Below are 14,092 nucleotides of genomic sequence, written 5' to 3' on the forward strand. Positions count from 1 at the left end.
CTTAACCTAAAAACGAAAAGTAAAGCAGGCTTGGTCACATTCGTAGACCATTGGAGCTCTTGAACGTAAGGCGCTTTTCGCCTGAAGTGAAAGAGTGAAATGGGCAAGAATGTAGCCTGCGGAACTAGACATTGTTATTGGAAAACGTTGTGCGTGCTATCTAGTTTTCAAGGAATGAAAATTTTTCTTGATCTTTACAAAGAAATATAGTAAGATATATCTTGTCCTTGGTTAAACACTTTCTAGTGGAACAACCTTTGATTAGTCTGGTAATGATGGCGAAGAGGCCACACCCGTTCCCATGCCGAACACGGAAGTTAAGCTCTTCAGCGCCGATGGTAGTTGGGGGATCTCCCCCTGCAAGAGTAGGACGTTGCCAGGCTGACCAATATTCCACAGTAGCTCAGTGGTAGAGCAATCGGCTGTTAACCGATCGGTCGTAGGTTCGAATCCTACCTGTGGAGCCATTATGCTTCCATAGCTCAGCAGGTAGAGCACTTCCATGGTAAGGAAGGGGTCATCGGTTCGAATCCGGTTGGAAGCTCCAGGACATGGCCCGTTGGTCAAGCGGTTAAGACACCGCCCTTTCACGGCGGTAACACGGGTTCGAATCCCGTACGGGTCACCAATTTAATTTATCTATACTCTGTGGAGGATTAGCTCAGCTGGGAGAGCATCTGCCTTACAAGCAGAGGGTCGGCGGTTCGAGCCCGTCATCCTCCACCATTTTTCTTAATAATTGCTTTACCTTCAGGAGTACTCAGTAGAGTGCACTCTTTTTTATTTGTTAATACTATATATTTGCCGGCCTAGCTCAATTGGTAGAGCAACTGATTTGTAATCAGTAGGTTGGGGGTTCAAGTCCTCTGGCCGGCACCATTTTTTCCAGTGGAGGGGTAGCGAAGTGGCTAAACGCGGCGGACTGTAAATCCGCTCCCTCAGGGTTCGGCGGTTCGAATCCGTCCCCCTCCACCAGTAAGAGCCATTAGCTCAGTTGGTAGAGCATCTGACTTTTAATCAGAGGGTCGAAGGTTCGAGTCCTTCATGGCTCACCATATGCGGAAGTAGTTCAGTGGTAGAACATCACCTTGCCAAGGTGGGGGTCGCGGGTTCGAATCCCGTCTTCCGCTCCAAACTTTATATGCGGGTGTAGTTTAGTGGTAAAACCTCAGCCTTCCAAGCTGATGTCGTGGGTTCGATCCCCATCACCCGCTCCAAATGGGGCCTCAGCTCAGCTGGGAGAGCGCCTGCCTTGCACGCAGGAGGTCAGCGGTTCGATCCCGCTAGGCTCCACCATTTTCCTTAAACAATGTTTAGGGTTTTTTTTATGTCATAAAATCGTTTTGAAGTAGGAAACTTTTCTATTTCTAATGCGCCTTGCAGATGATATATGATTCAGATCCTCCACGTCCACGCTACTGTTCCTTATATTTATCCGTAAAGAACATCAATTCACGTAATTGTATGAATATTTATTCGTATTTTATGTCAGGTTGAGTCATTTACTGGAATATGGGTAGAATAGAGCTAGACTAGGATACGAGGAGGCTACATAATGAATAATAAACTTTCGATTATAGGAGTACCAATGGATCTTGGCCAAATGAGACGCGGGGTAGACATGGGTCCAAGTGCGATCAGATATGCTGGAATTGTAGAACGGTTATCAAATTTGAATTACGATATTGAAGATCTTGGGGATATTGAAATAGGAAGGCCAGAAAAGCGTCCAGAAGAACAGGATCATCAACTTAAAAATTTGAAAGAAGTTGCTGATGCTAGCGAAAAGCTTTCAAATGTTGTAAATGAAGTGATTAATCGAAAGCGCTTTCCACTAGTGTTTGGTGGAGATCATAGTATTGCTATTGGCACTCTTGCCGGTGTAGCACGTAATTATGAAAATTTAGGCGTTATTTGGTACGATGCGCATGGTGATTTAAATAACTCCGAAACGTCACCATCAGGAAATATTCATGGAATGCCACTTGCAGTTAGTCTTGGTATTGGTGATGAGTCTTTAACTAGCATTTCAGGATATTCACCTAAAATTAAACCAGAAAACATTGTGATTATCGGAGCTCGTTCTCTTGATGATGGTGAGCGTAAACTGATTAAAGAAAAAGGTATTAAAGTATATACGATGCATGAAGTTGACCGTATGGGTATGACGCAAGTAATGGAAGAGGCTATCGAGTATGTATCGAAAGACACTGATGGGGTGCATTTAAGTCTTGACCTTGATGGACTTGATCCGCACGATGCTCCTGGAGTAGGTACACCAGTACTTGGAGGAATTAGCTATCGTGAGAGTCATCTTGCGATGGAAATGCTTGCAGAATCAAACATTTTAACTTCTGCAGAATTCGTTGAAGTGAATCCTATTTTAGACGAGAAAAATAAAACGGCTACTGTTGCCGTCGCTTTAATGGGATCTTTATTTGGGGAAAAATTAAAATAAACACAAAGGCAGCGACTTTATCTTAAGATAAAGCCGCTGTTTTTTTATTTCGACATTGATCATATTCGTTTAATAGATAGTCCAGATAAGTGCTAATTTCAATTATTTCGGAAGAACTAAGTGGTTTGTTCCTTGCTAATAAATTCATTTTATTGCGGGAAGCCTCAATTTCTTGAAGGAGATGATCTTTCTCGCTTTTTATTTGAAAGCTTATTTTTCGATTCAACCTTTCCATGAGCCGAACCACCCTCTCAATAATTTATAGCTTTATACCCTATATATTAAAAAAATAAACTATTTTCACTAGAAAATTATGTATTTTCATTAAAAACAGTAATTCAAACGTGATAGAATAAGGAAAGATTAGAAAATGTTTTTTTAGAAAAAGTGAAACTTTGTTTTTCCTGATACGTAACTATAATAGCCGCAGGAATCAGCGGGGGTTGAAAAAATGGATGCAATCGTAAAAAGAATCGTGTTGAAAGTAAGAAAAGGGGACCATAATGCATTTGGGGAGTTAGTAGAGCTCTATAAAGATCGAGTCTTTGCTTTGACATACCGAATGCTTGGTAACAGGCAGGAAGCTGAGGATGTGGCTCAGGAGGCATTCATTCGTGCTTATACGAACATTGATCGCTATCAGATTGATCGAAAATTCTCTACTTGGTTATATCGTATAGCCACGAACTTATCGATTGATCGTATGCGAAAGAAAAAGCCGGATTATTACCTCGATGCTGAAATTTCGGGAACGGAAGGTCTGACAATGTATTCTCAAGTGTCGACTGATGAACCATTACCTGATGATGAAGTTGTATCGTTAGAGGCACAGGATGGGATACATCAGGCTATTCTAAGTTTGCCAGCTAAGTATCGAAGTGCTATAACTTTAAAGTATATTCAGGAGTTATCGCTAAAGGAAATCAGTGAAATTCTGGATTTACCAGTAGGAACGGTCAAAACCCGAATACATCGGGGTAGAGAAGCGCTTAGAAAGAAGCTTCGAGAGCAGTAAGAAAGGGGGAGAAGCTATGAAATGCCCTGCAGAAATAGTTGCAATTATGCATGATGTACTTGATGAAGAAGCTACAGATCAACAGCGTAAAGAGCTATTTGATCATTTAAAGACATGTCATGATTGCAAAGAGCATTATGAAGAACTGAAGAAAACGGAATCGTTTCTCCTCAGCTCACCTTCTATGAAGGCACCCGATGGTTTTACATCAAAGGTAATGCAACAGCTACCACAGGAGAAACGCACGGTCTGGATGAAACGATGGATGAAATCTCATCCATTCGTAACAGCGGCGATTTTATTCTTAGTATTAATGGCAGGATCTGTTTATTCTTCATGGACGAGTGAGGATCAATTATCTGCGCTCTCTGGTAATTTAAGATTTGACCAGGAAACGAATACGGTTATTGTTCCTGAGGGTGAAGTCATTGAAGGAGATCTAACAGTAAAAAACCGTAATCTTGAAATTGAAGGACAGGTTAAAGGTGATGTTCTTGTGATCAATGGAGAACAGTATATGGCCTCTGCTGGACAGGTAACTGGTGAAATCGAAGAGGTGGATCATATTCTTGACTGGACGTGGTTTCAGCTGAAACACCTTTTTCAAGATATAGGTAGTGTATTTACAAATGATGAACAAAAATAAACCGTCCTATAGGGCGGTTTATTTTTGTGAATTATTGCTGTAGTAAAAAATGATTCTTCTCCCCCGAACTCAACATTTGATCACAGAGTTACTAATTATATGAAATGTCATACTAATTGAGATGTGCTTTTTTTGAAGTTGTCAAAAATATGATATAATTAAAAAGTTACAAATGTATTTTAGCAATGCACTAGAAGTGAACTTCAGGCTAAATACAATACGTTTGGAGGAAGAGCCGTGCTGCCTGTTGGAAATGTAAATGTACTTGATTACATAACTGAGATTATTGATATTTTGCTCGTTACGTATGTGATATATAAAATTATTATGCTTATTCGTGGCACGAAGGCTGTTCAGCTTCTTAAGGGAATTACGGTCATTATTGCCGCATGGTTCTTAAGTAGTTTTTTCGAACTGAACACGCTACATTGGATTCTAGAGCGGGTCGTTCTTTATGGACTACTTGCCATCATTATTATTTTCCAACCTGAGCTTCGAAGAGCACTTGAGCAGTTAGGACGCGGTCGATTGTTTGCTCGCTCCGCTGTTGAAGAGGAAGAGACGAATAAAATGGTGGAAGCCATTATTAAGTCATCATCCTATATGGGTAAGAGAAGAATTGGCGCATTAATATCCATTGAGCGGGAAACAGGTCTCAATGACTATGTAGAGACAGGTATTCCTATGAATGCAAAATTAACTTCTGAACTTTTAATTAATGTGTTCATTCCGAATACACCACTTCATGATGGAGCGGTTATTCTAAAGAAGGATGAAATTTTAGCTGCAGCATGTTATTTGCCACTTTCAGAGAGTCCTTTTATTTCGAAGGAACTCGGTACAAGGCACAGAGCTGCTCTTGGAATAAGTGAAGTAACAGATAGCCTAACACTCATTGTGTCTGAAGAAACAGGGAGTATTTCCCTGACAAAGAACGGAGAACTTCATCGAAATTTATCTGAAGAGGTATTACGTGATCTTCTTAATGCTGAGCTAAATCCTTCTGTGTCTAAGACTGAGACTTCCAACCGCTTTAGTAATTGGAGGGGGAAAAAGTAATGGACAAATTGTTAACGAGCAACTGGTTTGTCAAAATCATCTCTTTTCTTCTCGCTCTCATGCTTTACACGATTGTTGCGATGCCTGATGGGTCTACTACTGATCCTAATGGATTACTTACTCAACAAACAGAAACAGAACGTTTACCAGATATGGAGCTTGAAGTGCTATACGATGAAGATAGCGTAGTGGTTTCTGATTTACCTGAAACCGTAGATGTCATTGTTGAAGGCCGCACAGATGGTTTAATGCTATCAAAGTTAACGAATAAAGAGGTCTATGTCGATTTGCGCAATTTAACACCAGGTCAACATCTTGTTACAGTAAAACACAGAGATTTTCCTGAAAATGTAGATGTCGCGATTGATCCAGTTAGAGTTTCTGTGACGATTGAAGAGAAAAAATCGAGTACCTTTCAAGCTGGAATTAACTTGTTGAAGGAAGATGAGCTTTCGGAAGGGTATGCGACAGAAGAACCGATCGTTTCACCTAAAACCGTTACAGTTACTGGTGCAAATTCCAAGCTTGAGCAAATTGCATTTGTTAGAGGCTATGTAAATGTGAGCGGTGCAAAAGAAGAAGTTAATGAAAGAATAACACTAAATGTGTATGATGCGAATATGGAAGAAATACAGGGGGTATCGATCGATCCTGCCGTAGTTGATGTAAAAGTACCAATTACTGCCCCTTACAAAAAGGTGCCGATTAAACTAGATCAAAAAGGAAAGCTTCCTGACGGTGTTAGTATCTCATCGATTGACCTTGAACCTTCGGAGGTTTCTGTCTTTGGTCCTGAAGAGGAACTTGGCAAACTAGAGTTTCTGGACGGTATTCCACTTGATCTATCAAAAATAACAAAGGATACAACGGTTGAGCTTGATGTACCAGTTCCGGACGGAATGAAAAAAGTAGATCCAGAAACGGTTGAAGCAAAAATTAAAGTTGGTAAAGAAGATGAAAAAGCATTTGAAGATGTACCAATTAAAGTAACTGGAGTATCTGATGGGTTAACAGCAAATATTTCAGAACCTGAAACGGGATCTACGGATATGAAGATATATGGTGTATCTAGCGTGCTTGAAAATATTCAGAATGATGATTTTCAGGCTTGTATTGATGCAAGTGGTCTTTCCGAGGGAGAACATGAACTTGAATTACAATGGAACGGACCGTCTTATGTTCGCTGGTCCGGTTCATCCAAGAAGGTAACGCTGCAAATAGAGAATAGTCCTTCCTAATAGTTGGAACTGCGCGATAATAAAGGAGAGAGTATAACGATGGGTAAATATTTTGGTACTGACGGTGTAAGAGGGATAGCTAATACAGAGCTTACCCCTGAACTTGCATTTAAACTGGGCCGTCTCGGTGGGTATGTCTTAACGAAAGAGACCGAGAAACCTAAGATTTTAATCGGACGCGATACGCGTATTTCTGGATATATGCTTGAAGGGGCGCTAGTTGCCGGTCTTCTTTCCATTGGGGCTGAAGTAATGCGTCTTGGTGTCATTTCTACGCCAGGAGTTGCTCATTTAACGAAGGCACTAAGTGCTCAAGCGGGAGTAATGATTTCTGCTTCCCACAATCCAGTTGGGGATAACGGAATTAAGTTTTTTGGCCCGGACGGCTTTAAGCTTTTAGATGTTCAGGAAGAAGAAATTGAAGCGCTTATTGATAGCGATGAGGATCTTGTACCACGTCCTACAGGTGCTGATCTAGGTATCGTTAGTGATTACTTCGAAGGTTGTCAGAAGTACCTTCAGTATTTGAAACAAACAATTGATGAAGATTTCTCTGGACTTCACATTGCGCTCGACTGTGCACATGGTGCAACGTCTTCGCTTGCAGCTCATTTATTCGCTGATCTTGAAGCTGATATTTCCACTATAGGTACAAATCCTACTGGAACAAATATTAACGACGGTGTCGGATCGACGCATCCAGAAACACTGGCTGAATTTGTGAAAGAAAAGAATGCCAACGTAGGCTTTGCATTTGATGGAGATGGAGACCGTCTTATTGCCGTTGATGAAAATGGAGATATTGTAGATGGCGATCAGATTATGTTTATCTGCGCTAAATTCATGAAAGATCAAAAGCGTTTACGTCATGATACGGTTGTTTCAACTGTTATGAGCAATCTTGGATTCCATAAAGGGATGGAAAAGTCAGGTGTAACATCGCTTCAAACTAAGGTAGGCGATCGTTATGTGATGGAAGAAATGCGTAAAGAAGGCTACAACCTTGGCGGAGAGCAGTCTGGACATATTATTTTCCTTGATCACATCACGACAGGTGATGGTATGCTATCAGCACTTCAGCTTGCTAACATTATGCAAGTGACAAACAAACCGTTGTCAGAGCTTGCTGGAGAAATGAAGAAGTACCCTCAATCTCTTGTGAATGTGAAGGTAACAGATAAAAACAAGGTAGATTCAAACGAGCGTATTCAAGAAACGATTCAGCAAGTAGAAAGCGACATGAACGGAGAAGGGCGTATTCTTGTTCGTCCATCCGGAACGGAGCCTCTTGTTCGCGTCATGGCTGAAGCCCCTACAAAAGATCTATGTGATGAGTACGTCGATCGCGTTGTATCTATGGTGAAAGAAGAACTTGGAGCGTAATCGACAAAAATGAAAAGTTTGTACGAAAGGTATGCATGGGAAGCACGGAAAAAGCTACCCATGCATATTTTTATATATAGGGGAATTTTCACAAGTGATTTTCTCATTAAAATGAGTCAAAATAGAGCAAATTATAGCGAGAACGACTTGTTCTAGAAAAAAGAATTGACCAGCTTTTTACAATTGATATAATATAGAAGTATGTTTGGTTTTTATTCTAAAAGGGAAAGAGAGGGAAGTTGGGTTACTTTTGATATAAAAGCGCCTGGACTGTTTTCGAACGGTAGAAAACAGTTGACGAGGAAGAGGTTTATCGATCATCGGCGGATACCTCTCGATTGCTCCACCACAATCGAATGGTTTTGTGAAAAACAGAGAGGTGACTTTCTGAACAAAAGCAAAACTATGGTGACAAAAAAGCTATTAATCGGAAAAGAAGGGGCAGGTCTGCCCCGTTGTATGCCTGCTCCTTCAATTGAAGGAGGACTTTTACATGTGCGGTATTGTTGGATATATTGGAAATCAGGATGCTAAAGAAATTCTATTACGAGGTCTGGAGAAGCTTGAGTACAGAGGGTACGATTCAGCAGGTATTGCGCTTCTTAATGACGGTGGACTCCACCTTTTTAAAGAAAAAGGTCGTATTGCTGACCTTAGAAAAAAAGTGGATACAAGTGTGGAAGCGACAGCAGGTATTGGACATACACGCTGGGCAACACACGGTGAACCTAGTCAGGTAAATGCTCATCCACATCAGAGCTCAACTGAACGCTTCACGCTTGTTCACAACGGTGTAATTGAAAACTATCAACAAATCAAACGTGACTTCTTATCCGAAGTTAATTTCGTAAGTGCTACAGATACAGAAGTAGTTGTTCAACTTATTGCTACTCTTGTTGAAGATCAAAATATGTCTGTTGAAGATGCTTTCCATCAAACACTAAATGAACTTCACGGTTCATATGCACTTGCGCTTATTGACAATCATAATCCAGAAACGCTCTACGTAGCGAAAAATAAGAGTCCGCTTCTAGTTGGAATCGGCGATGATTTCAATGTAGTAGCAAGTGACTCAATGGCTATGCTTCAAGTAACAAGTAAATTCATCGAGCTTATGGATGAAGAAGTAGTGATTGTGAAGCGTGATTCTGTCACAATTAAAGATATGAGTGGAAAAGTAATGGAACGCGAACCATTCACAGCTGAAATCGACGCAAGTGATATAGAAAAGGGAACATACCCTCACTATATGCTTAAAGAAATTGACGAACAGCCGCTTGCGATTCGTAACATTATTACAAAGTACAAAGATGAGAATGATAACATCAAACTTGATGAAGATATTCGTGAAGCGATGAAAGACACAGATCGTATTTACATCATTGCGTGTGGCACTAGTTACAATGCTGGTCTTGTTGGTAAACAGCTAATCGAGAACATCGCTGAGGTTCCTGTTGAAGTGCACATCGCAAGTGAGTTCTTATACAACATGCCGCTTGTTTCACAGAAACCACTCTTTATCTTTATTTCACAAAGTGGTGAAACGGCAGATAGCCGTGGCGTACTTGTGAACGTGAAGAAAAAAGGATTCAAATCTCTTACGATTACGAATGTTCCAGGATCAACGCTTTCTCGTGAGGCTGACTATACGCTGCACACACATGCTGGCCCTGAAATTGCAGTTGCTTCAACAAAAGCCTACACTGCACAAATGGCTGTACTAACACTACTTGCTGTTGATACTGCTCAGGCAAAAGGCATTAAGCTTGATTTCAACCCAATTCAGGAGCTTGGAATCGTTGCAACAGCGATGGAGTCCATGATTGACCAGAAGGAAATGATCGAAACAGTTGCACGTAACTTCCTTTCAGTTACGCGTAATGCATTTTTTATTGGTCGCGGCGTAGATTACTACGTTTGTCTTGAAGGAGCTCTTAAACTTAAGGAAATTTCTTACATTCAAGCTGAAGGATTTGCAGGCGGTGAATTGAAGCACGGTACGATTGCTCTAATTGAGAAAGGTACTCCTGTTATTGCTCTTGCTACGCAGAAGCACGTGAATGGAAGCATCCGTTCAAACGTACAAGAAGTTGTTTCTCGTGGAGCATCACCATGCATTATTTCTCTTGCTGGACTTGAAGAAGAAGGCGATACCATCGTCCTTGATGAAGTGCATGAGCATCTTACTCCGTTAGCTTCTGTTGTACCGCTTCAATTACTTGCATACTATGCAGCACTACACAGAGAATGCGACGTAGATAAGCCAAGAAACCTTGCTAAATCAGTTACTGTAGAGTAACCATAGATATATGAGAACGGCCTTTCCTTACTTGGGAGGGCCGTTTTATTTTTGCTTACCATTATTAATAATGAATCGCCTCTCTTTTTCGACTACTTAAAAGCATGTCCGAATACAATGATACGAATACGAAGAAAGGTGGAGGCGTATGAGTATCTTTGTAAGCTACATATTGTTAGGACTTTCCCTTTCAGCTCCAATGGGACCGATTAATGCGGCACAGCTGGACAGGGGGATTCGCTTTGGCTTTATGAATGCCTGGTTAGTAGGGTTTGGAGCTATGGTAGCGGATGGCGTATTTATGATGCTCATTTACTTTGGACTTGCTCATGTTATTGAGACGCCGTTTATGAAAACATTTCTTTGGCTGTTCGGTTTTTTTGTTTTAACGTATACAGGAATTGAAAATATCGTGAAGGCTGGTTCAATAGGACTTGAGCAGACAAGTGGTCGATATGAAACGAACCGCAAATCGTTTCGAACTGGTTTTTTTATCGCAATCTCAAATCCGCTGAACATTTTGTTCTGGCTGGGCATTTATGGTTCGATTCTAGCCTAAACATCTAGTATGTTTGGTGCCGCCCAACTGTTTCTTTATAGTACGGGCATTTTTTTAGGTATTACCCTATGGGATCTCACAATGGCGAGTGCATCAGCAGGTGCACGAGCGTGGGTAAATCCATTTATTTTGAAGCGAATATCGATCTTATCAGGTATCACGTTAATCGGATTCGGACTCTATTTCGGTATGCAAGCTGTTAGGTTGTTCCTTGGATAGACTGGCACCTCTTTTTGTCCCTCCTAATAGGATAACGCGTGTAGTGTTAAGGAGGGATTCCGTTTGGAACTATATACGAAATCATGGATTGATGAACACGGAGAAGGAATGGAAGGTTGGAAGCGAACTGCATTTGCTCATTTTGGAGCGATGTTATCAGATCGTGAACAACCTTACCCTTGCATTCCTGGGAAGCAGGGGTTCCATCAAGATAATTTACGATTTGGATTTGCGGAAGATCCTACAACAGACGTAGCAAGTGTACAGTTAGCTACATTGTTGAAACAGTACGGGGAAGTAGCGAGGGAAACGGGGAAATATGCCTCTCTTGTTGTTTTTTTGACTCCACGACGTTACAGAAACAAAAAGCCGAAGTAGATCAATACCAGGAATTATTCTGGTCGCTACTAAACAGTTTACATGAGCTTGATGAGGCGCAGTGGCCAGAACATATCCCTAAAGACCCACATGATCCTAAATGGGAGTTCTGCTTCAATGGAGAACCGTATTTTGCATTCTGTGCGACACCAGCTCACCAAGTTCGAAAGAGTCGTCAGTTTCCATCTTTTCTGATTGCTTTTCAACCAAGATGGGTTTTTGATGAAATTAATGCAGAAACAACATTTGGTCAAAAGCTTAAAAAAGCGATCCGGCAACGGTTGGTTTCTTACGATGGGATTCCAGCTCACCCCGCCTTGAAGTGGTACGGTCAACAAGATAATTATGAATGGGAGCAATATTTTCTATCTGATGATGATTCTTCTCTTTCCAAGTGTCCCTTTATGGCGATGAAAAACAAGTGGAAGAGCATTCGCTCTTAACTGTGTTTTCTTTTCATTTTCAGAAAAGTTGCCCCGGCAATGAGAACTAGAAAGCATAAGCTAACTAAAAATCCAGCCCGGCTAATATGGTCAAATAACGTTCCTGAAATAGCTGTACCAATCAGGACTACGCCGGTTCCAATTTTCAAATGATCTTTAAACGTAGTTTTGGTTAGTTTCCGATATGAAAAAAGAATGAACATCCAATTATAGAGAAGCATTAAACCAGCAGCTGTCGTCAAATACTCAAAGATGTTCTCCGGTAAAAGTAGTGCAACAACAATTGAAAGTAAGACGACTAGAGTCGTGAGACCAAAAGCAGGAAGAGGAATCTTCCTGCTTTTCTTTGCAAAGAGGGCAGGTGCATCATTTTCTTCAGCAAGTGTTACTAGCATGGTCGTTACGGCATATAGGGAAGCGACCATAGTGGAGAAACCGGCAATAATGAGGGTCGCATTAAATACGTGTGGGATCCAGGGTAGATGAAATTGAGTTAAAGCTGTTAAAAATGGACTTTCATTCGGATCAATGCTTTTGATCGGAATAAGTTTTAACACAACGAAAAAAGACATTACGTAAAGAAACGTTAAGACTAAAAGCATGATCTTTCCAGCTTTTGGGGCATTTTTGGGATCTTCAAGCTCATTCGCCATCAGTCCCATCACTTCAATTCCACCAAATGCATAGAACGCATAAACAAGGGCAACCCAGAGACCCATTGCGCTACCTGTGAGAAAGTCTTTTGACGTGATTTCAATTCCAGCGTTACCTTTTTGTGGTTCAAGCCATCCAAATAAGGCGGCGATTCCGATAGCGAGAAACATCACAATGGCAGCAATCTTCATTACCCCAAATACGTTCTCCATTTTTTCTACGAGTTGAACACCGATAAGAATAACGATAAGGCCAAGTGAAGCGAATACAGATGCCGAGAGCCATAAAGGGGCATTCGGAAACCAGAACTGTGCAAATAGCGCGAGGGCTGTAAGTTGACTACCCATAATAAGCATTTCAGATGACCAGTATACCCAGCCGTTACTAAAGCCGGCCCATTGGCCAAAAGCTTGTTTTGCATAAGTGCGAAAAGACCCTTTTTCTGGATGTTCAGCAGTTAATTTCGCAAGTGCTTCATAAACAATCCATGTGCCAATCGCGGCCAGAAAATAAGCCAATAAAACGAGATAGCCTGCTTTTTCAATCGTGATACTAGAACCAAGGAAATACCCGGTCCCGATAATACACCCTACCCCTATAAACGACATTTGCCACCAGGTTAATTTCTTTTCGTGATTTGTCGATTTACTCATTATTGCATCCCCCTCTTATCTTCTTTAGTTTGAGAATCACTGGCAGTGTTTATGTGTGTTTCTTGAATTGGAGAATCTTTTCTTCGGATGAGGAGAAAGTAAGGAGACTATGTATGATAAAGGAGTTTGGTTGAATGAACATCCATCCGAATTGTTGGAATGAATATGGAGAATTAAAAACGGTTGTCGTTTGTTCTCCTTCACACTTAGATGTACCAGATCAGCAAACTGCTACAGATGTGCAGTGGGAAAAAGCAGTGAAACAAAAGAAGGCGCAAGAAAATCATGAAGAAATGATTCGCGCAATGGAGGATGCTGGCGTTCATGTTATTGATTATTCCGTTCATTTATTACGAGAAGACCTTTTATTAAATGAAAAATTAATCAATCGTATTTTTGTACGTGATCTTGCTTGTGTATTTGGCAAGACGATTCTTCCGGGAGCAGCAGGAACTTCCATGAGGCGACCTGAATATTTTCAAAGCCACAGGTTATTTCAACAGTGGTTTGATGAGCGGACGTTTCAAATGCAATCAAATAATCAGTTAAAGGCATTGGAATATGGAGATGTCATGATACTTAATAAGGATGCTGTTTTTATTAATTCTGGGATTCGGACAAGCATTGAAAGTATAGAAGCACTGCAAGGGAGTATTTTTAATGCGGGGTTCCAGGAAATCGGTGTTATTGATCTACCACGACGTCCAGATACGATGCATCTTGATATGAATTGTAATGTAGCGGGAGAGAGTATATTTATAGCGAAAAGCTATATGAGGTATCTCCCTGTACAGGTTGTGACCGAAAATGATTTTCGATATGAGATGACGGGTGATTTTTTAGAGCGACATGGATATGAAGTCGAATGGACCTCTGAGATCAAACATACTGTTGCAGATATTAATTTCTTGAATTTAAATCCTGAGACGCTATTGATTAGTACGAAAACAAATAAATCTATTCTTAAGAATCATCCTACCCTTCGTAAAAAGAAGCTTATTGAGATAGAGGTAGATGAATTAGAAAACGGTGGTGGAGGAATCCGATGTATGACATTACCACTTGAGAGGGGATAAGAGAAAGTGGCT

The 14,092-nt window shown here is 40.9% G+C and carries 12 protein-coding genes, 10 tRNA genes, 1 rRNA gene and 1 pseudogene; 22 read left to right on the forward strand and 2 right to left on the reverse strand.

The window, feature by feature from the left end:
* Positions 1 to 265: 265 nt before the first annotated feature.
* The 12 genes from rrf (at position 266) to rocF (ending at position 2,458) form a co-directional block, all read left to right on the forward strand.
* Positions 266 to 382, forward strand: a 5S ribosomal RNA gene (gene rrf, locus ACIFPW_RS19295).
* A 10-nt stretch (positions 383 to 392) separates the two neighbouring features.
* Positions 393 to 467 (forward strand) — tRNA-Asn (locus ACIFPW_RS19300).
* A gap of 4 nt (positions 468 to 471) precedes the next feature.
* A tRNA-Thr gene (locus ACIFPW_RS19305) sits at positions 472 to 547 on the forward strand.
* Between the two features lie 6 nt (positions 548 to 553).
* Positions 554 to 628, forward strand: a tRNA-Glu gene (locus ACIFPW_RS19310).
* A gap of 22 nt (positions 629 to 650) precedes the next feature.
* Positions 651 to 726 (forward strand) — tRNA-Val (locus tag ACIFPW_RS19315).
* 77 nt (positions 727 to 803) lie between these two features.
* Positions 804 to 879, forward strand: a tRNA-Thr gene (locus tag ACIFPW_RS19320).
* A gap of 11 nt (positions 880 to 890) precedes the next feature.
* Positions 891 to 975, forward strand: a tRNA-Tyr gene (locus ACIFPW_RS19325).
* A gap of 4 nt (positions 976 to 979) precedes the next feature.
* Positions 980 to 1,055, forward strand: a tRNA-Lys gene (locus ACIFPW_RS19330).
* A 3-nt stretch (positions 1,056 to 1,058) separates the two neighbouring features.
* A tRNA-Gly gene (locus tag ACIFPW_RS19335) sits at positions 1,059 to 1,133 on the forward strand.
* Positions 1,134 to 1,143: 10 nt separating this feature from the next.
* Positions 1,144 to 1,217: transfer RNA gene (locus ACIFPW_RS19340), tRNA-Gly, on the forward strand.
* Between the two features lie 3 nt (positions 1,218 to 1,220).
* Positions 1,221 to 1,296 (forward strand) — tRNA-Ala (locus ACIFPW_RS19345).
* A gap of 259 nt (positions 1,297 to 1,555) precedes the next feature.
* Positions 1,556 to 2,458, forward strand: a complete 903-nt coding sequence (gene rocF, locus ACIFPW_RS19350; RefSeq protein ID WP_194222547.1) for an arginase — start codon at positions 1,556 to 1,558, stop codon at positions 2,456 to 2,458.
* A 22-nt stretch (positions 2,459 to 2,480) separates the two neighbouring features.
* Here rocF and ACIFPW_RS19355 read toward each other — a convergent pair whose 3' ends face one another.
* Positions 2,481 to 2,693 (reverse strand): aspartyl-phosphate phosphatase Spo0E family protein, encoded by a 213-nt coding sequence (locus tag ACIFPW_RS19355; protein ID WP_194222546.1) that lies wholly within the window; start codon positions 2,691 to 2,693, stop codon positions 2,481 to 2,483.
* Positions 2,694 to 2,909: 216 nt separating this feature from the next.
* On the opposite strand from ACIFPW_RS19355, the gene sigW reads away from it, so the two are divergent.
* The 9 genes and pseudogenes from sigW (at position 2,910) to ACIFPW_RS19400 (ending at position 11,697) form a co-directional block, all read left to right on the forward strand.
* Positions 2,910 to 3,473 (forward strand): RNA polymerase sigma factor SigW, encoded by a 564-nt coding sequence (sigW, locus tag ACIFPW_RS19360; RefSeq protein ID WP_194222545.1) that lies wholly within the window; start codon positions 2,910 to 2,912, stop codon positions 3,471 to 3,473.
* Between the two features lie 16 nt (positions 3,474 to 3,489).
* Positions 3,490 to 4,119 carry an anti-sigma factor family protein gene (locus tag ACIFPW_RS19365; protein ID WP_303535674.1) on the forward strand — a complete coding sequence of 210 codons (630 nt, stop codon included), beginning with the start codon at positions 3,490 to 3,492 and terminating at the stop codon, positions 4,117 to 4,119.
* A 240-nt stretch (positions 4,120 to 4,359) separates the two neighbouring features.
* Entirely contained in the window at positions 4,360 to 5,178 is an 819-nt protein-coding gene (gene cdaA, locus ACIFPW_RS19370; RefSeq protein WP_194222558.1) for a diadenylate cyclase CdaA, read from the forward strand.
* On the forward strand, positions 5,178 to 6,416 hold the full coding sequence (locus ACIFPW_RS19375; RefSeq protein WP_430246627.1) for a CdaR family protein: 1,239 nt from the start codon (positions 5,178 to 5,180) through the stop codon (positions 6,414 to 6,416). The genes cdaA and ACIFPW_RS19375 overlap by 1 nt, the downstream gene beginning before the upstream one ends.
* 39 nt (positions 6,417 to 6,455) lie before the next feature.
* Positions 6,456 to 7,799, forward strand: coding sequence for a phosphoglucosamine mutase (gene glmM / locus ACIFPW_RS19380; protein WP_430246628.1), 1,344 nt, complete (start codon positions 6,456 to 6,458; stop codon positions 7,797 to 7,799).
* Between the two features lie 493 nt (positions 7,800 to 8,292).
* Positions 8,293 to 10,098 (forward strand): glutamine--fructose-6-phosphate transaminase (isomerizing), encoded by a 1,806-nt coding sequence (glmS, locus tag ACIFPW_RS19385; protein ID WP_430246629.1) that lies wholly within the window; start codon positions 8,293 to 8,295, stop codon positions 10,096 to 10,098.
* A gap of 148 nt (positions 10,099 to 10,246) precedes the next feature.
* A pseudogene (locus ACIFPW_RS19390) lies at positions 10,247 to 10,876 on the forward strand (LysE family transporter).
* Positions 10,877 to 10,939: 63 nt separating this feature from the next.
* Positions 10,940 to 11,254: a YqcI/YcgG family protein gene (locus ACIFPW_RS19395; protein WP_430246630.1), complete on the forward strand. Its 315-nt coding sequence runs from the start codon at positions 10,940 to 10,942 to the stop codon at positions 11,252 to 11,254.
* The gene (locus tag ACIFPW_RS19400; protein WP_430246661.1) at positions 11,194 to 11,697 is read left to right on the forward strand and encodes a YqcI/YcgG family protein; all 504 of its coding nucleotides are present in this window, start codon (positions 11,194 to 11,196) and stop codon (positions 11,695 to 11,697) included. The genes ACIFPW_RS19395 and ACIFPW_RS19400 overlap by 61 nt, the downstream gene beginning before the upstream one ends.
* On the opposite strand, the gene ACIFPW_RS19405 is transcribed toward ACIFPW_RS19400, so the two are convergent.
* The gene (locus tag ACIFPW_RS19405) at positions 11,694 to 13,004 is read right to left on the reverse strand and encodes an amino acid permease (protein ID WP_430246631.1); all 1,311 of its coding nucleotides are present in this window, start codon (positions 13,002 to 13,004) and stop codon (positions 11,694 to 11,696) included. The genes ACIFPW_RS19400 and ACIFPW_RS19405 overlap by 4 nt on opposite strands.
* Positions 13,005 to 13,138: 134 nt before the next feature.
* On the opposite strand from ACIFPW_RS19405, the gene ACIFPW_RS19410 reads away from it, so the two are divergent.
* A complete protein-coding gene (locus ACIFPW_RS19410; protein WP_430246632.1) occupies positions 13,139 to 14,080 on the forward strand; it encodes an arginine deiminase family protein in 942 nt (313 codons plus the stop codon).
* The last annotated feature ends 12 nt before the right edge of the window (positions 14,081 to 14,092 follow it).

Origin of the sequence: Pseudalkalibacillus sp. NRS-1564, from assembly GCF_050467905.1 — a bacterium.
GTDB classification, from domain to species: domain Bacteria; phylum Bacillota; class Bacilli; order Bacillales; family Guptibacillaceae; genus Guptibacillus; species Guptibacillus hwajinpoensis_B.

Coding starts and splice junctions, on each gene's coding strand:
- ACIFPW_RS19365 (WP_303535674.1), top strand. CDS start 3,490: ATGAAATGCCCTGCAGAAATAGTTGCAATTATGCATGATGTACTTGAT.
- rocF (WP_194222547.1), top strand. CDS start 1,556: ATGAATAATAAACTTTCGATTATAGGAGTACCAATGGATCTTGGCCAA.
- glmS (WP_430246629.1), top strand. CDS start 8,293: ATGTGCGGTATTGTTGGATATATTGGAAATCAGGATGCTAAAGAAATT.
- glmM (WP_430246628.1), top strand. CDS start 6,456: ATGGGTAAATATTTTGGTACTGACGGTGTAAGAGGGATAGCTAATACA.
- sigW (WP_194222545.1), top strand. CDS start 2,910: ATGGATGCAATCGTAAAAAGAATCGTGTTGAAAGTAAGAAAAGGGGAC.
- ACIFPW_RS19355 (WP_194222546.1), bottom strand. CDS start 2,693: ATGGAAAGGTTGAATCGAAAAATAAGCTTTCAAATAAAAAGCGAGAAA.
- ACIFPW_RS19410 (WP_430246632.1), top strand. CDS start 13,139: ATGAACATCCATCCGAATTGTTGGAATGAATATGGAGAATTAAAAACG.
- ACIFPW_RS19405 (WP_430246631.1), bottom strand. CDS start 13,004: ATGAGTAAATCGACAAATCACGAAAAGAAATTAACCTGGTGGCAAATG.
- ACIFPW_RS19375 (WP_430246627.1), top strand. CDS start 5,178: ATGGACAAATTGTTAACGAGCAACTGGTTTGTCAAAATCATCTCTTTT.